Genomic DNA, 21,232 nt, shown 5'->3' with positions numbered 1-21,232 from the left:
CCGCTCCACCGCACCCGGACAGCAGGACGAGAACGCCCCCGTGCCCCCGGTGGTCCCCGTGGGGCGCATCTCCGCTCCCGGAGCCGATCCCGTTCCCGCCGTGCCGGCCACGTCGCCTCCCGTCCCCGAGGCCGGCGACGACGTGGCCGACGACGACTTGGCTGGTGCCAGCGTCGTCGACCTCGGGTCGCGGCGCGCCGGCCTCCGCACCGCCGCGCCGGAACGGACCACCCACCCGTCCGGGAGCGCCCGTCGCCCCATGCCCGGTGTCCTCGGGCCGCAGGGGGACGAGACGCCCCCCGAGACCGAGGACGGCGCCGCGCACGAGGACGTGGTGGACGACGGGACCGCGCCCAGCACCCCGCCCGCGCCGGGACCTGCCGGGCCGCAGCCTGCCGCGCCCGCGCCGCGCAACGACAAGCCCGCCGCTGCCCGCCGCTCGGGCCGCAAGGGCCGTGCCCAGGTGCCGAGCTGGGACGAGATCGTGTTCGGCGGCGGCCGACCCTCCTCCTGACCCCTCCTCCTGACACGGCCTGCTACGCGCCGCCGTCCAGGTCGAGCTGGTCGGTGACGACCGCACGCCGCCGGGCGTCTGCCTCCGTCATCCGGCGCATGTGGTGGCGCCGGCACAGCACCTCGTAGGAGACGGGACCGCCGTCGGGCGCGCCCGCGACGTCGCCGACGACCACCTGGTCGCCCTCGACCACCATGACCCCGCCCACCGTGCGCGCGTTGTGGGTGGCACGGGCCCCGCACCAGCACAGTGACCGCACCTGCAGCACCTCGATGCGGTCGGCGAGCTCGATGAGCCGGGCCGCACCGGGGAACAGGCGTGTGCGGAAGTCGGTCGTGATGCCGAAGGCGAAGACGTCGAGCTCCACCTCGTCCACGAGCCGGGCCAGCTGCTCGACCTGCTCCGTGGAGTAGAACTGCGCCTCGTCGCACACGAGGTAGTCCACGACCCGGCCCGACTGGCGTTCCGCGGCCACCACCTCCCAGAAGTCGGTGCCGTCGGTGACCTCCCGCGCGTCCACCTCGAGGCCGAGGCGGGACGAGAGCCGGGAGGTCCCCGCCCGGTCGTCCCGCGTGAAGATCAGCCCGGACCGCCCGCGCGCCGCGTGGTTGTGGTCGGTCTGCAGCGCCAGCGTCGACTTGCCGCTGTCCATGGTCCCGGAGAAGAAGACGAGCTCGGCCATGGGCAGATCCTGTCAGATCTTGCCCGGAATCCTGTGCGGCTCCTGTCCCGGTCCTGTCCCGGTCGGTCCGGTCCGGTCCCGCTCCTGCCGGCCCGGAGGGCGCTACTGGCCGACCCGCCCGTCGACGCACTCGCGCAGCAGGTCCGCGTGGCCGCAGTGCCGCGCGTACTCCTCGACGTGGGCCAGCAGCAGCTCTCGCAGCGAGATCTCCCCGCCCGGCTCCGCGCCGAGGTCCGACAGCCCCTGGTTCGTGGCGCCGAGATCGTCGAAGCCGTCGACCATCCGGTCGGTGGCCGCCATCTCCTCGCGCCAGCGGAGGAACGCCTCCTCGACGACGGCGGGGTCCGCGACGGCGCCGTCCCAGTCGCCGTCCCGGTGCGCCTCGCTGCGGTACAGCCACGGGGCGTCCTCGCCGGTCATGATCCGGCGCACGTGCCGCTCGTCCTCCGTCACGTGGCGCACCAGCCCGAGCAGGGACATGGTCGACGGCGGGACCGAGCGGCGCGCCAGCTGCTCGGCGTCCAGGTCGGCGCACTTCATCTCGAGGGTGAGCCGGTACGAGCGCAGCGCGTCGAGCAGGACGTCCCGCTCGTCGACCAGCGCTCCGGTGGTCTCCCGCGGGTCGTCGTCCGGGTCCACCCACATGTCCGGGTAGACGGTCGCCCGGGTCCACCGGGACGTCGGTCCGGGCTGCTCACGCTGCTCCATCCCGGCATCGTGGCACCCGCGTCCCGGGGCCGCCACGGCATTTTCGTCGCCCCGGCGCCTGTATCAGGCCTGGACGACCAGCAGCGGCACGATCATCTCCGCGGCCGTGAGCGAGCCGTGCACGCCCGGCATCTCGCGCGCGCCGGAGGGGTGCAGGCGCGAGTCCACCACGGTCGCCGCGCCCCGCGCTGCGACCAGCACGTCGCCCACCGCGGGGAGCACGTGGTCGGCCACCGGTCCGAACCAGCCGGCAGCCACGGCGTCGTCGCGCAGCAGGACCAGCGCGTCGTCGCCGAGCACCGCGGACCAGCGGGCCGCGACGTCGCGCGGGTGGGCGTCGGGCGACACGTACACGTGCGTGGCACGTGGCTCGCCGCCGAGCAGGACGACGTCGCGCGCCAGCTCCGGCTGCGTCGCGACGTCGTGCTGGCGGGCCGGGTCGGCGGTCACCTGTCCGTGGTCGGCCGTGACGACGACGAGCGTGCCCCGGGGCACGGACCGCACGAGGCGGCGCAGCTCGGAGTCCGTCTCCTCCAGGGCGTCGCCCCACTGCCACGACTGCGGACCGTGCTGGTGCCCGGCCTTGTCGACCGCTCCGTGGTACAGGTACACGAGCCCGGGCGCCCGCAGCTCCCGCACGGTCGTGCCGACCTGGGCGTCCAGCCCTTCGGCAGAGACGTAGCGCGGGCCCCGCAGCGCCGCGCGGGTCATCCCGGAGCCGGCGAACCGGCCGGGTCCGGGCGACACGACACGCACGTCGTGCGCGACGAGGGTCTCCAGGACGGTGGGTTCGCGCTGCAGCGCCTCGGGCTCCGCGCGCATCGGGCCCGACAGCTTGGTGCGCCGGTACGGGTCGGACTGCTCCGTCCAGGAGACGGTGGTGGCCAGGCCTCCGGTCGCCGGGTTGCGCTGCGTGTAGCCGAGCAGCCCCGTGCGCCCCGGCGCCGTCCCGGTACCGAACGTGGCGAGCGCGGCCGCCGTCGTCGACGGGAAGCTGGACAGCACCGACCTCCCGTCGGCCGCGAGGGAGCGCAGGAACGGCGCGTGGCCGCCCCGTTCGGCGAGGTTGGCGAGCCCGAGACCGTCGACCAGGACCACGACGGCGCGCTGCACGTCGGACGGCAGACCGAGCGCGTCGCGGCAGTCGGCCGCCCGGAGGCCGGTGGAGGTCGTGACGTCGACGCCGAGCGCCCCGGCCACCGCGGGCAGCACGGCGGCGAGCGAGCCCGTCCCGTACGACGGCGCGAGCAGGTCGTCGGGCAGCGCGACCGAGGTCGTCATCGGGTGGCGCGCCCGCCCGCCCCGGTGGCCGCCGACAACGAGCGTGCGAACGCCATCGCCCGACGGAGCGCGTCACGACCCTCGGCGGCGCCGCTGACCCGCACGACGACGTCGTCCGGCGTGAGCTGCCCGGTGAGCCCGTGGTCGGCCTCGCAGGCGGGGTCGGGGCACTGCGCCGGCTCCAGGTCGATGCGGGACACCGCGCCCCAGCCGATCGCGAGCGTCAGCTCCGAGGCGCTGTCGCCGGGGCGGTGCTCCGCCGGCTCGTCGACGACGTGGGTGAGCGCGACCGACCGGATCTCGCTGAGCGGCACGGCCTCGGTGGTGGCCGCCGCGGACGACGGGTGGGCGGCGTCGCCCTCGTGGTCGTCGACGTGCGCGGTCACCAGACGGGTGGGCGTGAGTGCGAGGACCGTCAGGTGCCGGCGCACCGCGTCGTCGAAGGTGGTCTCGGCCTGCACGAGGTGAGCGAGCACGTCCTCGTCGGCGAGCGCGACGTCCAGGACGTCCTCCACGAGGTCCGGGTAGTACCCGGCCCTGCGCACGTGGGCGGACAGGTCGGCACGGAGGTTGTCTCGAGCGGTGGCATGCGGCACCCGCGCATTCTCCCACCGCCGCGCCGGGACTGACCACCGCCGTCCCCCGTCCCGTCCCCGGACGGGTCAGGCGGGCAGCGCCCGGCGGGGCGCGTCGGCACGCTGGGCCGGGCGCAGCCGCACCCCGGCGTGCAGCACGCTGACGCCTGCCGCGCCCGCCACGACCGGGTACAGCTCCAGCGACGCCAGCTCGGGCAGGTCGTCCGCGAGGACGGAGACGCGCGCGAGCACGTCCTCAAGGGCGTCGATGTCCGCCTCCGGCGCCCCGCCGTACCCGAACAGCCGGGGCGCGGCGCGCACCGTCCGGACCATCGCCGCGACGTCGACGTCGGTCAGCGGCGGGATGCCGTAGGCGACGTCGTCGAGCAGGTCCGTGGCGTCGCCGGCCAGCCCGAACGACACCTTCGGGCCGAACAGCGGGTCCTCCCCGGACCGGATCACGCAGGGCACGCCGACGGGCGCCATGGGTTGCACCTCCATCGTGGGCTCGGCCTCGCCCAGCACCTCGCGGGCGACCTGCCGCATGCGCTCGACGTCGGCGCGCAGCTCGCCCTCCTCCGTGATGTCCAGCCGGACTCCGCCGAGGTCGGTACGGTGCCGCAGCGCCTTGGAGGCCGTCTTGAGGGCGACCGGCCAGCCGAGCTCGCCCGCCGCCGCCACCGCCTCGTCCGCCGTCCGCACCGTCCGCGAGCGCCAGAGCCGCAGCCCGTAGCAGCCGAGGAGCTCGGCCGTCTCGTCCTGGGTGAGGGTGCGGCCGTCGCCGCCCTCTGCCGCGGCGAGCCAGCCCTCCACGAGGCGCCGGGCGCGGCGCGCGTCCACGCCGTCGGGGCGCACGTGCGTGCCGCGGTCCTCGGTGCGCCAGCGGGCGTAGGTGACGACCTTGCCCAGGGCGGTCACGGCGTCCTCGGGGGTGGAGAACGCGGGGATGCGCACGGGTGTGCCGTCGGGGCCCGTCGCGGCGAGCTCGTCGGGCAGGCCGCTCAGGCCGAGCATGGAGGCGACGGTCGTGCGGCCGGTGCGGGCGGCAGCCTCGGCGACCGCGCGGGCCACCGCGCCCGTGCGGGGCACCACGACAGGCACGTCGACGGCGACGACGACGTCGCAGGCGCCGGGCGCGTACAAGGCACCGGTGACCTGCGCGATCTGCTCGTCCGACGCGTCCGGGGGCAGGAAGTCCGACGACGCCGCGACGACGAGGCCTGCCGCGGCGGCGGCCTCGGCCACGAGCGCGGCGAGGGCGGCCGACGACGCGAGGATGCCCACCCGCCCTCCGGCGGGCAGCGGCTGGTGGGCCAGCACCTGCGCGACGTCTATGAGCTGGTGGGTGTTGTCCGCCCGGATGACGCCGGACTGGCGCAGCATCTCGTCGAGGAGGCGACGGGGCGCGCGGGTCGCGCGGACGGCGTGCCCCGGCGGGACGACCTGCCCCGAGCGGCCCGCGACGACGACCACGACAGGCTTGACGCCGGCGAGCCGGCGCGCGATCCGGGAGAACTTGCGGGGGTTGCCGATGGACTCGAGGTAGAGGCACACGACCGCGGTGCGCGGGTCGTCCTGCCAGAACTGCATGAGGTCGTTGCCCGACACGTCGGCCCGGTGCCCCGCCGACAGCAGCGCCGAGACTCCCAGGCCGCGTCGCTCGAGCGTGCGGGTGAGCGTGACGGCAGCCGGGGCCGACTGGCAGAACATGCCCACGACCCCGGCGCGCGGCGGCCGCTCGGCGAGGCTGGCGTGCAGCCGCGCCCCCGGGGTGGTGGTCAGCAGCCCGAACGACGCGGGGCCCACCACACGCATCCCGCCCGCGTGGGCGGCGCGGACCAGCTCGCGCTGCCGCGCCAGCCCGTCCGGGCCCGTCTCCGCGTACCCGGCGGCGAGCACGACGACGCCGCGCGCGCCCCGCCCGGTGAGCCGCCGGACTGCTGCGACCGCCTGGTCGGGCGGGACGGCGAGCAGGGCGACGTCGACGTCCCCCACGTCGTCCCAGGACGCCGCGACCGTGATCCCCGTTGCCGCGGCGTGCCCGCCCCGCGGGACCGCGACAGGGGCGCCGAGCACGGTGAGCTCGGTGTCCCCCGGGTCGGCCAGGGCGGCGTCGACCACCCGCTGGGCCAGGTGGTGCTCGGGCGTCGCCGGCGACGTCCCGACGGGGCCGGGCCCGACCAGCAGGACGCGGCGCGCGGACAGCAGGGCCTGCATCGACCGCGCCTCCGCGCGGTGCTCGCGGTCGGCCATCACCTCACGGGAACGTTCGGTGGGGTCGAGGTCGAACGCGACGGTGACCACGCCGTCGTCCAGGTGCTGGCTGATCGCGTACCCGGCGTCCCGGAAGACGGCGAGCATCGAGGAGTTCTGCGGCAGCACGTCGGCGGTGAAACGGCGGACACCCCGCTCGCGCGCCGCGGCCGCGACGTGCTCGAGCAGCACGGAGCCCAGGCCCTTGCCCTGCATCGCGTCCGCGATGTTGAACGCGACCTCCGCCTCGGTGTCGGTGATCTTGTCGTAGCGCGCGACGCCGAGCACGTCCTCGCGCGGGCGCCCCGCGTCGTCGACGCCCGGGCGCACCCCGACCAGGGCCACCCGGTCGTGCTGGTCGAGGTGGGTGAGCCGGTTCAGCTCGCGCTCGGTGAGCCGCCGCACCGGGGCGAAGAAGCGGAAGTACGCCGAGCGCTCCGACTGGGCCTCCTGGAAGCGCTGGATGGCGTCGGCGTCCTCGGACCGCAGCGGACGCAGGTGCATCGTCGAGCCGTCGCGCAGCACCACGTCGGCCTCCCACGCGACCGGGTACTCCGGGCCGTTCTCCCCGCCGTTCTCCGGGCCTGGCTGAGCGTCCGGTCGAGCGTCCGGGTGGTCGGGGGCGTTCACCCGTGCAGAGTATCGGGACGCCCTGACAACAGCCCGATGCGGGCCGGCCGCCGGCCCGTCGCCGCGCCTGCGCGGCCGTGTGGGCGCCGGCGACTAGAGTCTGGTGCCGTCCCACCGACAGCCCCCGAGTCCCAGGAGCCGCACCGCATGGCGCGCAAGAGCAGCAGCGCACCCGCCACCGACGAGCCGTTCGACGAGAAGATCGTCGACATCGACGTCGCGGCGGAGATGGAGGCGTCGTTCCTCGAGTACGCGTACTCCGTCATCTACTCGCGCGCGCTGCCCGACGCCCGCGACGGCCTCAAGCCGGTGCACCGCCGCATCCTGTACATGATGTCCGACATGGGCCTGCGCCCGGACCGCGCGCACGTGAAGTCCTCGCGCGTGGTCGGCGAGGTCATGGGCAAGCTCCACCCGCACGGCGACACCGCGATCTACGACGCGCTGGTGCGCCTGGCCCAGGACTTCTCGATGCGGCTGCCGCTGGTCGACGGCCACGGGAACTTCGGCTCCCTCGACGACGGCCCGGCCGCGCCGCGGTACACGGAGGCGCGCCTCGCCCCGCCGTCGATGGCGATGACCGCGGGGCTCGACGAGGACGTCGTCGATTTCGTCCCGAACTACGACAACAAGCTCACGCAGCCGTCGGTGCTGCCGTCGGCCGTCCCGAACCTGCTGGTCAACGGTGCCTCCGGCATCGCGGTCGGCATGGCGACGAACATGGCGCCGCACAACCTCGTCGAGGTCGTCGCCGCGGCCCAGCACCTCCTCACCCGCCCGGACGCGACGCTGGACGACGTCATGCGGTTCGTGCCGGGTCCCGATCTCCCGTCGGGCGGCAAGATCGTCGGGCTGGAGGGCGTGCGCGACGCGTACCGCACCGGTCGCGGGTCCTTCCGTACCCGCGCGACGGCGCGGATCGAGAACGTGACGCCACGGCGCAAGGGCATCGTCGTCACGGAGCTGCCCTACGGCGTCGGCCCGGAGAAGGTGATCGAGAAGATCGCCGACGGTGTGAAGGCCAAGAAGATCCAGGGCGTCACCAACGTGCAGGACCTCACGGACCGTACGCACGGTCTGCGGCTGGTCGTCGAGGTGAAGACCGGGTTCGACCCCGACGCCGTGCTCGAGCAGCTGTACCGCACGACCCCGCTCGAGGACTCGTTCGGCATCAACAACGTGGCCCTCGTGGACGGGCAGCCGCGCACGCTCGGCCTGCTCGAGCTGCTCCGCGTGTGGGTGGAGCACCGCATCGACGTCGTGCGCCGCCGGTCGACGTTCCGGCTCGCCAAGCGGCAGGAGCGGCTGCACCTGGTCGAGGGCCTGCTGCTGGCCATCGTCGACATCGACGAGGTCATCCAGGTCATCCGCTCGTCCGACGACGCGGCGGCCGCCCGCGAGCGCCTCATGAGCGTCTTCGACCTGTCGGAGCCGCAGGCGACGTACATCCTCGACCTGCAGCTGCGCCGGCTCACCCGGTTCTCCCGCATCGAGCTGGAGAAGGAGCAGTCGGAGCTGGAGCGCGAGATCGCGGAGCTCCAGGAGATCCTCGCCGACGACGCCCGTCTGCGGGCCGTCGTGAGCGCGGAGATGGGCGAGGTCGCCACCACGTACGGCACGCCGCGCCGCACCGTGCTGCTCGACTCCGCCGGCGGCGCCACCGCTCCCGCCGTGACGAACGGGCGCAGCAAGGCCCCCGCCATCAGCCTGGAGATCGCCGACTCCCCCACGCGCGTGCTGCTGTCGGCGACAGGCCTGCTCGCCCGCACGTCCGGCGAGGCCGCCGACGCCCCGGTCGAGCGCTCGGGGCGCCGGCACGCCCACGACGCGGTGCGCGGGGACGTGGCGACGTCGACCCGCGGCGACATCGGCCTCGTCACGACGGCCGGACGGCTCCTGCGGGTCTCGGTGCTCGACCTGCCCGCTCTCCCGCCGGTCGACGGTCCCCCGTCGCTGTCCGGCGGCCTGCCCGTCAGCGAGCTGGTCGCGCTCGCGTCCGGCGAGAGCACGCTCGCCGTCGTCTCCCTGGACGAGGACGCCCCGACCCTCGCGCTCGGCACCGCGAACGGTGTCGTCAAGCGGGTCGCCGCCGGCGACGTGCCCGCCAACCGCGACGAGTGGGACGTCATCGCGCTCAAGGACGGGGACCGGGTCGTGGGTGCCGCGCCCGTGGGCGACGACGACGAGCTGGTGTTCGTCACCTCCGACGCGAGCCTCCTGCACTTCGACGCCTCGGCCGTGCGGCCGCAGGGCAGGGCCGCCGCCGGCATGGCCGGCATCCGCCTCGCGGCGGGCCAGCGGGTCGTCTTCTTCGGCGTCGCGCGCGCCGCGACGCGCGACCTGCACACCGTCGTCACCGTCGCCGGGACCTCGGGCGCCCTGCCCGGCACGGGCGGCGGCTCGGCCAAGGTCACCCCGTACGAGCTGTACCCGGGCAAGGGCCGAGGCACCGGCGGCGTCCGAGCGCACCGCTTCCTCAAGGGCGAGGACGGCCTGGTGCTCGCCTGGGTGGGCGAGGGACCCGCGCGCGCGGTGGGCGGCGCCGGACAGCCGGTCGAGCTGCCGGAGAGCACCGACCGCCGGGACGGCTCGGGTCAGCCGCTGAGCGTCCCCGTCGCCGCGATCGGCTGACCGAGGAGGGGACGACGTCGTCCCACACGGAACCGGTGAGACCAGAGCCCGGGAACCGGGATGACGTCCATGAGGCGAGATTGGGGGTGACCGCCGACACCCGGCCTGATTCACTCCCCTCATGCCCGACGACGCCATCGACCCCGCCTACGAGCTCACCGCGGACCCCGCACGCCTCGACACCGACCAGGTGCACGCCCTCCTGGCCGAGCACGCGTACTGGGCTGCGGGCCGCTCCCGCGAGGTCCAGGCCGCCGCGTTCGCCGGCTCGCGGAACCACGGCGTGCTCCTGCGGTCCACCGGCGAGCTGGTCGCCTATGCCCGCCTCGTCACCGACGGCGCCACGTTCGCCTGGCTCGCGGACGTCGTCGTCGCACCCTCGCACCGTGGCCGGGGGCTGGGGACCGCCCTCGTCGCCGCAGCGCTGGGCGACGTCGCACCCCTCGGCCTCAAGCGCGTCCTGCTGCGGGCGTCCGCCGACGGCCGCCCGGTCTACGACCGGCTCGGGTTCGCGCCGGTCCCCGAGCCGGAGACCTGGCTGGAGCTGCGCGCCAGCACCCCGGCCACGATCAGCGCCTGACCGGCGACGTACGTCAGCATCACCCAGAACCCCGGCGACGGCGGAGCGAACCAGTCGGTGAACGCCCCCAGCGCAATCATCGCGTCGGACACCAGGAAGACCGCCCCGCCGACACCGGCCAGGGGGTGCACGCCCGTGGCCAGCACCGCCGTCGCGACCAGGCACACCCCGTACACGACGACGGCCGCCAGCAGCGGACCGGCCCCGGCGGCGCACACGCCCACGAGCACCGCAGCCGCGACGGCGTAGGGCAGCAGGAGCACCGGGCGTCGCGCGACGCTCGTCCCGCGGGCGGGCCAGAACGCGACGACGTACGCCACCTGCGCGAGCAGGAAGCAGCCGACCATCGCGAGGAACGCGGTGTCGCCGGTGAAGGCCGCGGGCACCGTGTCCCCGAGCCAGGACAGGCCGAGCGCCACCAGCACCAGCCGCACCAGGCGCGACCGGGGCGCCGGCGCCGCGCACCACAGGGTGGCGCCGAGCAGGGGCATGAGGCACCCCTGCGTCGCACGTGCCCAGGCGCTCGCCTCGCCCAGCTGCGCCACGAGGTGGAGCACGGTGATCATCGTCAGGGCGACGGCGGCCGCGCGCGAGCACGCGGTGGGCAGGAGCCGCTGCGGCGGCGCGGGGAGCAGCCCGGGATGAACGACGTCGGTCACGCCGCGCAGCCTAGGCCCACCGGGCCCCTCGACCGAAACCTGCCGCTGGTGGGGAGGGGCCGCGCCGCGGCCGACCTCAGAGCTCGATGGACAGCAGCCGCGAGCCGTGCCGCTTGGTGTACCCCAGGCTCGCGTACAGCCCGTGCGCCCCGCTCGGGTTCTGGGTGTCGACGTCGAGCGCGGCAGCCGCCATCCCGTCGGCGGCGAACGCCCGCATCCCTGCGGCGAGGAGCGCGACGGCGACCTTGCGTCCCCGGTACGCGCGGCGCACGCCCAGGATGTCGGTGTAGCCGAACGGGTACCCGCGCACGGCGAAGTCCTCGGTGTACCGGGAGGCGATGTGGTAGCCGACGACGAGGGGCTCTCCCGCCCGCAGCGCGGCAGCGGTCTCCGCGTCCGTGGCCGGGTCGGCCAGCAGGGCGTCGACGTCCGGGGCCGGGTCGAGCACCACGAAGGACCACTCCGGCGCGTACATGCTGCGCCCGCTGCGCCACTGCTGCGGGGTCATCGGCTGGCTGCCCCAGTGGTCCCGGAACGCGTCGTTGTGCGCGAGCCGGGTGGCCTCGTCGTGCTCGTCGCCGAGCGGCACCAGGCGCAGCCCGCCGTCCGGTGCGACGGCGGGCACCGGACGGGCCGACAGGTCGCGCAGGTCCCGCTCCAGGTCGGAGTAGTAGCGGCGCGGCGTGAAGCCGGCCCGCTCGTAGAGCCCCACCTTCGCGGCGGGGGCGTCGTCCTCGACGAAGCTCGCGATCCGCGCCGGGACGTCCTTGCCGCAGGCGGCGAGCACCTGGCGCGCCCGCGCGACCTGCCAGGCGAAGAGCTCGCGCCCGATGCCCTCGCCCCGACGCTCGGGATGCACGGCTCCCCACAGGAAGGCCCGCACCAGCAGCGTGTCGCCGGGCATCGACTCGACGTAGCCGTAGGCGCACAGCCTGCCCGCGGCGTCGAGGCCGAGCACCGTGTCCGCCCCGAGGTCGCGCCACGGCGCCTCCAGGATCTCGACGATCTCCGGCAGCGTCTCCCGGTAGGGCTCGTGGTCGGCCTCGGCGACGAGGTTCCGCAGGTCCAGGAGGGCCTGCGCGTCGTCGGGCGTGGCCGGACGCCAGGTCAGGCCGCCCGCCGTCAGCGCGGGCAGGACGGCGGGGGCGGCGGCGCGCTCGGCGAGAGGCGCGAGCAGGTCGGGGTGCGGCATGCCCTCACGCTAGGTCCGCCGCCCGCCGGACGCACCGTGTTTTCGCGGCGCCGGGCCACGACCTCGACCACGACCTCGAAGAGCCGCCCGCGGGCGCCCGGTTGCCGCCGTCGAGCGCCGTGTGACACCGTGCAGCCTCCTGACCTGCACGGATCCCCGACCGCCGGAGCGCGCGATGACCGAGACCGTCCCCGCCGTGTACGAGCGCCTCGACGAGCGCTTCGCCGCCGTGGGCGGCGACGGCCGCCTCGAGCGCCTCTGGACCGGCGCCCGCTGGACCGAGGGTCCGCTCTACGTGCCGGCCGGCCGCTACCTCCTGTTCAGCGACATCCCCAACGACCGCGTGCTGCGGTGGGACGAGACGGACGGTTCGGTGAGCGTCTTCGAGGCGCCGGCCGACTACGCGAACGGTCGCACGATCGACCGGCAGGGGCGGGTGGTCACGTGCCGGCAGGGCTCGCGCCGGGTGGAGCGGACCGAGCACGACGGCAGCACGACCGTGCTCGCGGACCGCTGGCGGGGACGGCGCCTGAACAGCCCGAACGACGTGGTGGTGTCGGCGGACGGCGCGGTGTGGTTCACCGACCCGCCGTACGGCATCGCCAGCGACTACGAGGGTGAGCGCGCCGAGCCGGAGATCGACGGCTGCCACCTCTACCGGGTCGACCCGGTCACCGGCGGGGTGGACGCCGTCGCCACGGACTTCGAGCGACCCAACGGGCTCGCGCTGTCGGAGGACGGCAGCCGCCTGTACGTCGCCGACACGCAGCACCAGCACGTGCGGGTCTTCGACGTCGACGGCGACCGGATCTCCGGGGGCGACGTCCTCGCAGACCTCGACGGCGGGCCGGACGGCGTCCGCGTCGACACCGGTGGCCGCGTCTGGGTGGCTGCCGGACGCGCCCTCCACGTCCTCGACCCCGACGGCACGCTCCTGGGGCGGGTCGGCGTGCCGGAGGAGGCGTCGAACCTCGCGTTCGGCGGCCGCAAGCGCAACCGGCTGTTCGTCACGGCGTCGACGTCGGTGTACTCGATCCTGCTGACCGTGAACGGCGCGCCGCTGCTCTGAGGGTCGTTCGGCGCCTGTGGACGCGCCGACCGGACGGCCTCGCGCGCCGTTACGCTGCACGGGTGACGACCACGCTCGATCCTGCCGCTGCCGACGCCCGGTCCACCGCCCTTCGCGAGGCCCTCCGCACACGTGTCGTGGTGGCCGACGGCGCCATGGGCACCATGATCCAGGCCGCGGACCCGACCCTCGAGGACTACGAGGGTCACGAGGGCTGCAACGAGGTGCTGAACGTCTCGCGCCCCGACATCATCTCCGGTGTCCACGACGCGTACCTCCAGGTGGGCGTCGACGCGATCGAGACCAACACCTTCGGCGCGAACTGGTCGAACCTGTCCGACTACGGGATCGACGACCGTATCCGCGAGCTGGCGCGCGCCGGCGCGGCGCTGGCCCGTGGTCGCGCGGACGCGTTCGCCACCCCGGACCGCCCGCGGTGGGTGCTCGGCTCGATGGGCCCGGGCACCAAGCTGCCCAGCCTGGGCCACACGACCTACGCGCACCTGCGCACGACGTTCGCCGAGCAGGCGGCCGGGCTGATCGAGGGCGGCGCCGACGCGCTGCTCGTGGAGACCAGCCAGGACCTGCTGCAGGCCAAGGCCGCCGTGACGGGCTGCCACGACGCCGTCGCGGAGACCGGCCGCGACGTGCCCGTCATCGTGTCGGTCACCGTGGAGACGACCGGCACCATGCTCATGGGCTCCGAGATCGGTGCCGCGCTCACGACGCTCCAGGCGATCGGCGTGGACGCCATCGGCCTGAACTGCGCCACCGGACCCGACCAGATGAGCGAGCACCTGCGCCACCTGGCCCGGCACAGCGAGGTCCCGGTGACCTGCATGCCGAACGCCGGGCTGCCGGAGCTGGGGCCGCACGGCGCGGTGTACCCGCTGACGCCCGCGGAGCTCGCCGCGGCGCACACGCAGTTCGTGCAGGAGTTCGGCCTCGGCCTCGTGGGCGGCTGCTGCGGCACGACGCCGGAGCACCTGCGCCAGGTGGTCGAGGCGGTGCGCGGCAAGGAGCTGCCCGACCGCCACCCGCAGCGGGAGAACGGCGTCGCGTCGCTGTACTCGCACACCGACCTGCGCCAGGACACCTCGTACCTGGCGATCGGCGAGCGCACCAACGCCAACGGGTCCAAGGCGTTCCGCGAGGCGATGCTCGAGGGCCGCTGGGACGACGTCGTCGACATCGCACGCGCCCAGACGCGCGACGGCGCGCACCTGCTCGACGTCTGCGTCGACTACGTGGGTCGTGACGGCGTCGCCGACGTGCGGGAGGTCGTGTCCCGGCTCGCGTCGGCGTCCACGCTGCCGCTCGTGATCGACTCGACCGAGCCTGCCGTGCTGCAGGCGGGGCTCGAGCTGCTCGGCGGGCGCGCCGTCGTGAACTCGGTGAACTTCGAGGACGGCGACGGCCCCACCTCGCGGTACGCGAAGATCATGCCGCTGGTGCGCGAGCACGGCGCCGCCGTCGTCGCGCTGACGATCGACGAGGAGGGGCAGGCGCGCACGCAGGCCACCAAGGTGGCGATCGCGACGCGCCTCATCGAGCAGCTCACGGGCGACTGGGGCATGCGCGTGGACGACATCATCGTCGACGCGCTGACCTTCCCGATCGCGACCGGCCAGGAGGAGACGCGCCGCGACGCGATCGAGACGATCGAGGCGATCCGCGAGATCACGGCGCGCTACCCGGGCGTGCACACCACGCTCGGCGTGTCCAACGTGTCGTTCGGCCTCAACCCGGCGGCGCGCGCCGTGCTCAACTCGGTCTTCCTGCACGAGGCGACCCAGGCCGGCCTGGACTCCGCCATCGTGCACGCCGCAAAGATCCTGCCCCGTACCGCCATCTCGGACGAGCAGTGGCAGGCGGCGGAGGACCTGGTCTGGGACCGTCGCCGGTACGACGACGAGGGCAACCTCGTCCACGACCCCCTGGCCCACCTGCTCGAGCTGTTCTCCGGCGTGGACGCCACCGCCCTGCGTAACCAGCGGGCCGCCGAGCTGGCCGCGCTCCCCGTCGGCGAGCGCCTGGAGCGCCGCATCGTCGACGGCGCGCGCAAGGGCCTCGAGGACGACGTCGACGAGGCGCTGGCGAGCGGCATGAAGGCGCTCGACATCGTCAACACGCACCTGCTGGGCGGCATGAAGGTGGTGGGCGAGCTCTTCGGCTCCGGCCAGATGCAGCTGCCGTTCGTCCTGCAGTCCGCCGAGGTGATGAAGACGGCGGTCGCGCTGCTCGAGCCGCACATGGAGAAGGTCGAGGGCGAGGAGGGCCGGTCGAAGGGCACCGTCGTGCTGGCCACCGTGCGTGGCGACGTGCACGACATCGGCAAGAACCTCGTGGACATCATCCTCACCAACAACGGCTACACCGTCGTGAACATCGGCATCAAGCAGCCGGTGAGCGCCATGATCGAGGCGGCCGAGGAGCACGGCGCGGACGTCATCGGCATGTCCGGCCTGCTGGTGAAGTCGACCGTCGTGATGAAGGAGAACCTCGCCGAGCTCGCCGCCCGCGGGCTGGACAAGCGCTGGCCGGTGCTGCTCGGTGGCGCGGCCCTGACCCGGACGTACGTCGAGGACGACCTGGCGTCCGCCTTCCCCGGCACGGTGCGCTACGCCAAGGACGCCTTCGAGGGGCTGCGCCTCATGGAGCCGCTGGTGGCGATCGCCCGCGGCGCGGACCCGGAGTCGGTGGGGCTGCCCCCGCTGCGCAAGCGCCGGCACGGCGTCGTCACCGTCACCGAGACGGCCCCGGAGGACCTGCCCGCGCGCTCCGACGTGGCCGCCGACAACCCCGTGCCCACGCCGCCCTTCTGGGGCACGCGGGTGGTCAAGGGCATCCAGCTGGCCGACTACGCCGCATTCCTCGACGAGCGTGCGACCTTCATGGGCCAGTGGGGTCTGAAGCCCGGCCGCGGGGACGACGGCGCGTCGTACGAGGAGCTCGTGAAGACCGAGGGCCGGCCGCGCCTGGCCGCGTGGCTCGAGCGCGTCCGCACCGACCAGATCATGGACCCGACCGTGGTGTACGGGTACTTCCCGGTCTGGTCCGAGGGCGACGACGTCGTGGTGGCCCATCACGACGGACCGGACGGCGGGTCGGGCGGTGAGCCGGGCACCGAGCGCCTGCGCTTCCACTTCCCGCGCCAGCGGCGGGACCGGCACCTGTGCCTGGCGGACTTCGTCCGGCCGCGTTCGTTCGCCGAGGAGTCGGGCCGGTTCGACGTGCTCCCGGTCCAGCTCGTCACCGTCGGCGACGCGGTGTCGGGGCACACCGCGAAGCTGTTCGAGGCCAACGCCTACCGCGAGTACATGGAGCTGCACGGCCTGTCGGTACAGCTCACGGAGGCGCTGGCGGAGTTCTGGCACTCCCGCGTGCGCGACGAGCTGGGCTTCGCGGACGAGGAGCCGGCGGACGTGGAGGGCCTGTTCAAGCTGCAGTACCGCGGCGCCCGCTTCTCGCTCGGCTACCCCGCCTGCCCGGACATGGAGGACCGCCGCAAGGTGGTCGAGCTGCTCCGCCCCGAGCGCGTGGGCGTCACCCTGTCCGACGAGCTGCAGCTGCACCCGGAGCAGTCCACCGACGCGTTCGTCTTCCACCACCCGGAGGCGAAGTACTTCTCGGTGTGAGGCCGGGCGAGGGGAAGCCGTCGACGCGTTCTGTCGGGGTGCGGCAGAATCGTGCCAACGGATGGTCGAGCGGCGAAGGAGGCCTCGGGGTGGCGAGCAGGTCTGCCGCGACGATGCGGGACGTGGCCGGGCGCGCCGGAGTGTCCATCAAGACGGTGTCCAACGTCATCAACGACTTCCCCATGGTGCGGCAGGAGACGCGCGCTCGCGTCGAGGCCGCGATCGCGGAGCTCGGCTACCAGGTGAACATCACCGCTCGGAACCTGCGTCGCGGCCGGTCGGGCATGGTCGGGCTGGCGGTGCCGGAGCTCAACGTCCCCTACTTCGCGGAGCTCGCGGACTCGGTGATGAAGGCCGCCGACGCCCACGGTCTGCGGGTGCTCATCGAGCAGACCGGTGCCGAGCGGGAGCGGGAGCTCGCCGTGCTCGGCTCGGAGCTGCGCCTGGTCACGGACGGCCTCATGTTCTCGCCCCTCGCGCTGGGACAGGACGACATCGAGCACCTGAACGTCAACTATCCGCTCGTGCTGCTCGGCGAGCGGATGTTCGGCGGCCCGAACGACCACGTCACCATGTCCAACGTGGAGGGTGCCCGCACGGCGACCCGGCACCTGATCGAGCTCGGACGCCGGCGCATCGCGGTGATCGGCAGCCACCCGGGCGAGGTCGTGGGCTCGGCGGCGCTGCGCCTCGAGGGCTACCGGCTGGCGCTGCAGGACGCGGGCCTGCCGTTCGACCCGGCGCTGCTGGCGGAGGCCGGGCCCTGGCACCTCAAGACGGGCGCTGACGCGATGAACGCCCTGTTCGACTCCGGCGTGCACCTGGACGCGGTGTTCGGCTTCAACGACGCGATGGCGATCGGTGCGCTGCACGTGCTGCACCAGCGCCGGGTCCGCGTGCCCGAGGAGGTCGCGGTCATCGGGTTCGACTCCGTGCAGGAGTCGGAGTACATGTCGCCGCCGCTGTCGTCGATCGACCCGGGGCGTGAGGAGATCGCCGAGACGGCGGTCCGCATGCTGCTGGAGCGCGTCGACGGCTACGAGGGCGCGCCCCGCCTGGTGCTGACCCACCAGCACGTGGTCGCGCGCACGTCGACGGTCGGGTGAAAACCGGCGCGCGGGCACCTCGCGTCGTCCCGTCCGGCACGCGCTAGCCCAGCCTGGTCGACCGCCGCCCTGCGCGGCCCGGACTTGCATCGTTGCAAGTCAGGGCAGGTTTCCGACCTCCCCAGCATGGCTCGCTCCGCGAGCCGAAGGCCACCTTCGGCAGCGTCGATGCAGGTCACAGGCTTTTCTCCCGGATCGAATCACGATTCGGTCACGGCCGTTGTCGGCCGATGTGGCCTGCGTTACATTCCATTCCATCGTTGTAAGCGACGAGGCGTCCCGCGGGGTGGCGGACGTGCCGCACACCGCAGTGCTTCGTCGGCCGAGACGGGACCGGGACGATCGACCCATTGATCGAGGAGGATCAGATGTACTTTCGTTCACGCAGGTTCATGACCGTGGGGGCGCTCACGGCCGCGGCCGCGCTCGCACTGAGCGCCTGCTCGGGCGGCGGCTCCGGCGACTCGGCGTCGTCGGGCGGGGCCACCGACATCCTGCTCTGGCACGGCTACACCGAGGCCGACGGCAAGGTCCTGGACAAGATCGTCGCCGCGTACAACGAGTCCCAGGACAAGTGCGTCGTGAAGTCCGAGCCCCTCGCCTGGACGTCGATCTCGGAGAAGCTCCTCACGAGCCTCGGCGCCGGCAACGGACCCAACCTCGTCGTCCAGGGTGTCGACACCGGCCTCGGCTACGCCGACCAGGGCGCCTTCCTCTCGCAGCAGGCGTTCTACGACGACACCGACACCTACCCGAGCTCGACCGCCTACTACGACGCGATGGCCAGCCAGGTCACCTGGGACGGCGAGACGTACGGCGTCCCGATGGGCGTCACGCCGTTCGCGGTCTACTACAACCCCAAGCTGTGGAAGGCGGCCGGCCTGACCGACGCCGACTACCCGACGACCATCGACGAGCTCATCGACGTCGCGCACAAGCTGACGATCGACAAGAACGACGACGGGACGCCCGAGCAGTACGGCATGGCGCTGCAGGACATGGACGCCGGCATGCTCTCGACGATGCTGCACTCCGGCGGCGGCGACTTCATCACCGACGGGAAGCAGCACATCGACTCGCCCGAGAACGTCGAGACCATGACGCAGTGGCAGAAGGTCTGGCAGGACGGCGTCAGCCCGACCGGCCTCGACAACACGGCCGCGATGGAGCTGTTCGGCTCCGGCCGCGCGGCGATGATCTACAACGGGCCGTGGGAGATCACCTCGGCCGACTCGTTCGGCATCGACGTCGGCATGTTCCACTGGCCCAGCGACTGGGTGGCCGGCGTCTACAACTACTGGTACGCCACGTCGATGAACGACACCGACGAGGAGATGGCCTGCTCGTTCGGCTTCGAGGACTTCTGGAACTCGCAGGAGCAGCAGGTCGTGTGGACCGAGTCCTACTACCCGCCGAACCGGGACGACATCGCCGAGGACGACTTCGCCTACCCGATCATCGCCGAGCTGGCGAAGGCCTCGGACCACTCGTTCTACTACGCCACCGGCATCTCGACCACGGTGACCGACATCACCAAGGAGACGGACGCGATGACGACGCAGATCGCGAAGGGCGGCAACGTCCAGGATCTGCTCACCAGCACCGCCGCGAAGGTCGACGGCTACCTCTCCAACGAGTGACGGGACGGTGGGTCGGCCGGGTACGCCCGGCCGGCCCACCGGGTGCCCGTCTCGGACCTCCCTGAAGGATGGTGTCGCCGCAGTGTCCGAACAAGTGGTCTACAAGTCGTCCAGGTGGTCGGTCACCAGGGCGAACGACTCCCGGTCCTCGACGCCGGTGAGCAGTCGCAGGCCCAAGGCGCAGGGCAGACGGATGCGTGCAGGAATCGCATTCCTCCTCCCGGCCCTGGTGATCCTGGCGATCTGGGTGTTCTACCCGACGTTCTACGCGCTGTGGATCTCGTTCACCGACTCCACGGGGCTCAACCAGCCGGAGTTCATCGGCCTCGACAACTACGCCCGGATCTTCACGGACGACGACACCCGTGGCGCGATCGTCAACACGCTGGTGTACGCGGTGGCCTTCACCCCGTTGGTGATCGGCACGGCGATCGCGATGGCCCTCCTGCTCAACCGCAAGGACCTGGTGATGCGCGGGTTCTTCCGGACCGTGGTGTTCCTGCCCTTCATCATCTCGATGGCGGTGGCCGCGCTGTCCTTCAGCTTCCTGCTCGACGCGAGCACCGGGCTCCTGCCGTACTGGTTCCAGCAGGTGTTCGGCCGGACGATGCCGGACCTCCTGAACTCGACGACCTGGGCGATGCCGACCGTCATCTTCGTGGCCGTGTGGAAGACCTTCGGGTACTTCATGGTCATCTTCATCGCCGGGCTCCAGGGCATCCCCGCGGAGCAGCACGAGGCCGCTCACCTGGACGGCGCCGGCGCCTGGGGCAGGTTCTGGCACGTCACGCTGCCGGGCCTGCGGCCGACGATGACCTACGTCATCATCCTGGCGGCCAACTTCGGCTTCCAGGCCTTCGACCAGATCTACATCATGACGGGCGGCGGACCCGAGCGGAGCACCGAGACGATCGTCTACCGCGTCTACACCGAGGGCTTCGCCAGCTTCAAGCAGGGGTACGCGTCGTCGCTGTCCTTCGTCCTCATGGCGATCACGATGATCGTCGGGGTCATCCAGCTGACCATCAACAAGCGTCAGGAAAGGGACATCGCATGAGCGCGATCACCTTCCCCACGAAGAGCACGCCTCGCCCCGTGCGCTGGCGGCCCTCCGGCAGCATCCACCGCAGCACCGCGGCGGGGAGGCTGAGCGCGTTCCTGCTCGCGACCGTCGCGGCCGTCGTGTGCGCCTTCCCGCTGCTGATCATCGTCATCACGGCGTTCTCGCCGCAGTCCGAGGTGCTCTCCTACCCGCCGCAGCTGTTGCCGAACGACTGGACGCTCGACAACTTCCCCGGGGTGTTCGAGCGCATCCCCGTCGGGACCCAGCTCTGGAACACCATCCAGATGTCGGTGATCGTCACCGCCCTGTCGCTGCTGCTGAACTCCTTGGCGGCGTACGCGCTGGCGTGCATCGACTTCAAGGGGCGCGGGCTGATCCTCGGGATCCTCGTGGCGACGATCATGATCCCGTTCCAGTCGCTGCTGATCCCCCTCTACACGATGCTGTCGGACCTGGGCTGGATCGGCACGATGATCGGCCTGACGATCCCTCGTGCCTCCGACGTCGCCGGGATCTTCCTGCTCAGGCAGTTCTTCGTCTCGATCCCGCGCGACCTGGACAACGCCGCCCGCATCGACGGCGCCTCCGAGTTCCGGATCTACTGGAACATCGTCCTGCCGAACGCGAAGGCGGGGCTGCTGACCCTCGGCATGTTCAACTTCATCGGGAACTGGAACGACATGATCTGGCCGATGACGATGACGAACAGCGCCGAGGACCGGACCCTCACGGCGGGCCTGGCGCTGCTGAACGGCACCGAGCAAGGGATCATCCCGTACGGCGTGTCCATGGCAGGCGCCCTGATCTCCGTCCTCCCCTTGATCGTCGTGTTCGCCGTCGTCCAGAGGCGATTCATCGAGGGCGTCGCGTCGTCCGGCATCAAGGGCTGAGCGCCCTCTCGACCCACCCCGACCGGCGCGGGGGGGGGGGGCCCCCCCCACACGGGCCCCCCCCCCCCCCCCCCCCCCCCCCCCCCCCCCCCCCCCCCCCCCCCCCCCCCCCCCCCCCCCC

15 protein-coding genes and 1 pseudogene are annotated in these 21,232 nt (G+C 73.1%); 9 read left to right on the top strand and 7 right to left on the bottom strand.

Annotated elements, in window-relative coordinates; genetic code table 11:
• A pseudogene (locus ACFT55_RS09605) lies at positions 1–514 on the top strand (hypothetical protein); the annotation flags it as partial.
• A 22-nt stretch (positions 515–536) separates the two neighbouring features.
• On the opposite strand, the gene ACFT55_RS09600 reads toward ACFT55_RS09605, so the two are convergent.
• The 5 genes from ACFT55_RS09600 to ACFT55_RS09580 all read right to left on the bottom strand — a co-directional run bounded on the left by ACFT55_RS09600 (position 537) and on the right by ACFT55_RS09580 (position 6,643).
• Positions 537–1,196 (bottom strand): thymidine kinase, encoded by a 660-nt coding sequence (locus ACFT55_RS09600; RefSeq protein WP_380243594.1) that lies wholly within the window; start codon positions 1,194–1,196, stop codon positions 537–539.
• Positions 1,197–1,298: 102 nt separating this feature from the next.
• Positions 1,299–1,904 (bottom strand): DinB family protein, encoded by a 606-nt coding sequence (locus ACFT55_RS09595; RefSeq protein ID WP_380243593.1) that lies wholly within the window; start codon positions 1,902–1,904, stop codon positions 1,299–1,301.
• 63 nt (positions 1,905–1,967) lie between these two features.
• Positions 1,968–3,185 carry an alkaline phosphatase family protein gene (locus tag ACFT55_RS09590; protein WP_380243592.1) on the bottom strand — a complete coding sequence of 406 codons (1,218 nt, stop codon included), beginning with the start codon at positions 3,183–3,185 and terminating at the stop codon, positions 1,968–1,970.
• Positions 3,182–3,781 (bottom strand): DUF5998 family protein, encoded by a 600-nt coding sequence (locus ACFT55_RS09585; RefSeq protein WP_380243591.1) that lies wholly within the window; start codon positions 3,779–3,781, stop codon positions 3,182–3,184. The genes ACFT55_RS09590 and ACFT55_RS09585 overlap by 4 nt, the downstream gene beginning before the upstream one ends.
• Before the next feature lie 66 nt (positions 3,782–3,847).
• Entirely contained in the window at positions 3,848–6,643 is a 2,796-nt protein-coding gene (locus tag ACFT55_RS09580; RefSeq protein ID WP_380243590.1) for a GNAT family N-acetyltransferase, read from the bottom strand.
• Positions 6,644–6,790: 147 nt separating this feature from the next.
• Here ACFT55_RS09580 and ACFT55_RS09575 point away from each other — a divergent pair, with 147 nt between their 5' ends.
• On the top strand, positions 6,791–9,274 hold the full coding sequence (locus tag ACFT55_RS09575; protein ID WP_380243589.1) for a DNA topoisomerase (ATP-hydrolyzing) subunit A: 2,484 nt from the start codon (positions 6,791–6,793) through the stop codon (positions 9,272–9,274).
• 121 nt (positions 9,275–9,395) lie between these two features.
• Positions 9,396–9,854 carry a GNAT family N-acetyltransferase gene (locus ACFT55_RS09570; protein ID WP_380243588.1) on the top strand — a complete coding sequence of 153 codons (459 nt, stop codon included), beginning with the start codon at positions 9,396–9,398 and terminating at the stop codon, positions 9,852–9,854.
• On the opposite strand, the gene ACFT55_RS09565 is transcribed toward ACFT55_RS09570, so the two are convergent.
• Together ACFT55_RS09565 and ACFT55_RS09560 are read right to left on the bottom strand one after the other, a co-directional pair.
• On the bottom strand, positions 9,767–10,513 hold the full coding sequence (locus ACFT55_RS09565; RefSeq protein ID WP_380243587.1) for a lysoplasmalogenase family protein: 747 nt from the start codon (positions 10,511–10,513) through the stop codon (positions 9,767–9,769). The genes ACFT55_RS09570 and ACFT55_RS09565 overlap by 88 nt on opposite strands.
• 76 nt (positions 10,514–10,589) lie before the next feature.
• Entirely contained in the window at positions 10,590–11,705 is a 1,116-nt protein-coding gene (locus ACFT55_RS09560; protein ID WP_380243586.1) for a GNAT family N-acetyltransferase, read from the bottom strand.
• Between the two features lie 175 nt (positions 11,706–11,880).
• Between ACFT55_RS09560 and ACFT55_RS09555 the strand changes: the two genes are divergently transcribed.
• The 6 genes from ACFT55_RS09555 (at position 11,881) to ACFT55_RS09530 (ending at position 21,111) form a co-directional block, all read left to right on the top strand.
• Positions 11,881–12,774 carry an SMP-30/gluconolactonase/LRE family protein gene (locus ACFT55_RS09555; protein ID WP_380243585.1) on the top strand — a complete coding sequence of 298 codons (894 nt, stop codon included), beginning with the start codon at positions 11,881–11,883 and terminating at the stop codon, positions 12,772–12,774.
• A gap of 62 nt (positions 12,775–12,836) precedes the next feature.
• The gene (gene metH, locus ACFT55_RS09550) at positions 12,837–16,412 is read left to right on the top strand and encodes a methionine synthase (protein WP_380243584.1); all 3,576 of its coding nucleotides are present in this window, start codon (positions 12,837–12,839) and stop codon (positions 16,410–16,412) included.
• A gap of 89 nt (positions 16,413–16,501) precedes the next feature.
• A complete protein-coding gene (locus tag ACFT55_RS09545; protein WP_380243583.1) occupies positions 16,502–17,518 on the top strand; it encodes a LacI family DNA-binding transcriptional regulator in 1,017 nt (338 codons plus the stop codon).
• A 368-nt stretch (positions 17,519–17,886) separates the two neighbouring features.
• Positions 17,887–19,158: an extracellular solute-binding protein gene (locus ACFT55_RS09540; RefSeq protein WP_380243582.1), complete on the top strand. Its 1,272-nt coding sequence runs from the start codon at positions 17,887–17,889 to the stop codon at positions 19,156–19,158.
• A 193-nt stretch (positions 19,159–19,351) separates the two neighbouring features.
• Positions 19,352–20,215 (top strand): carbohydrate ABC transporter permease, encoded by an 864-nt coding sequence (locus ACFT55_RS09535; RefSeq protein WP_380243581.1) that lies wholly within the window; start codon positions 19,352–19,354, stop codon positions 20,213–20,215.
• Positions 20,212–21,111: a carbohydrate ABC transporter permease gene (locus ACFT55_RS09530; protein ID WP_380243580.1), complete on the top strand. Its 900-nt coding sequence runs from the start codon at positions 20,212–20,214 to the stop codon at positions 21,109–21,111. Before ACFT55_RS09535 ends, ACFT55_RS09530 begins: the two co-directional genes overlap by 4 nt.
• Positions 21,112–21,232 lie beyond the last annotated feature (121 nt).

Origin of the sequence: Isoptericola sp. NPDC057191 (assembly GCF_042670225.1) — a bacterium.
Lineage (GTDB): Bacteria > Actinomycetota > Actinomycetes > Actinomycetales > Cellulomonadaceae > Isoptericola.
This window is presented reverse-complemented; position numbering and strand designations above follow the sequence as displayed.

Bases quoted from the DNA above. Each gene is read 5' to 3' on its own strand.
- ACFT55_RS09600 (WP_380243594.1), bottom strand. From the start codon at position 1,196: ATGGCCGAGCTCGTCTTCTTCTCCGGGACCATGGACAGCGGCAAGTCG.
- ACFT55_RS09570 (WP_380243588.1), top strand. From the start codon at position 9,396: ATGCCCGACGACGCCATCGACCCCGCCTACGAGCTCACCGCGGACCCC.
- ACFT55_RS09535 (WP_380243581.1), top strand. From the start codon at position 19,352: ATGCGTGCAGGAATCGCATTCCTCCTCCCGGCCCTGGTGATCCTGGCG.
- ACFT55_RS09555 (WP_380243585.1), top strand. From the start codon at position 11,881: ATGACCGAGACCGTCCCCGCCGTGTACGAGCGCCTCGACGAGCGCTTC.
- ACFT55_RS09540 (WP_380243582.1), top strand. From the start codon at position 17,887: ATGTACTTTCGTTCACGCAGGTTCATGACCGTGGGGGCGCTCACGGCC.
- ACFT55_RS09530 (WP_380243580.1), top strand. From the start codon at position 20,212: ATGAGCGCGATCACCTTCCCCACGAAGAGCACGCCTCGCCCCGTGCGC.
- ACFT55_RS09595 (WP_380243593.1), bottom strand. From the start codon at position 1,904: ATGGAGCAGCGTGAGCAGCCCGGACCGACGTCCCGGTGGACCCGGGCG.
- ACFT55_RS09575 (WP_380243589.1), top strand. From the start codon at position 6,791: ATGGCGCGCAAGAGCAGCAGCGCACCCGCCACCGACGAGCCGTTCGAC.
- ACFT55_RS09560 (WP_380243586.1), bottom strand. From the start codon at position 11,705: ATGCCGCACCCCGACCTGCTCGCGCCTCTCGCCGAGCGCGCCGCCGCC.
- ACFT55_RS09590 (WP_380243592.1), bottom strand. From the start codon at position 3,185: ATGACGACCTCGGTCGCGCTGCCCGACGACCTGCTCGCGCCGTCGTAC.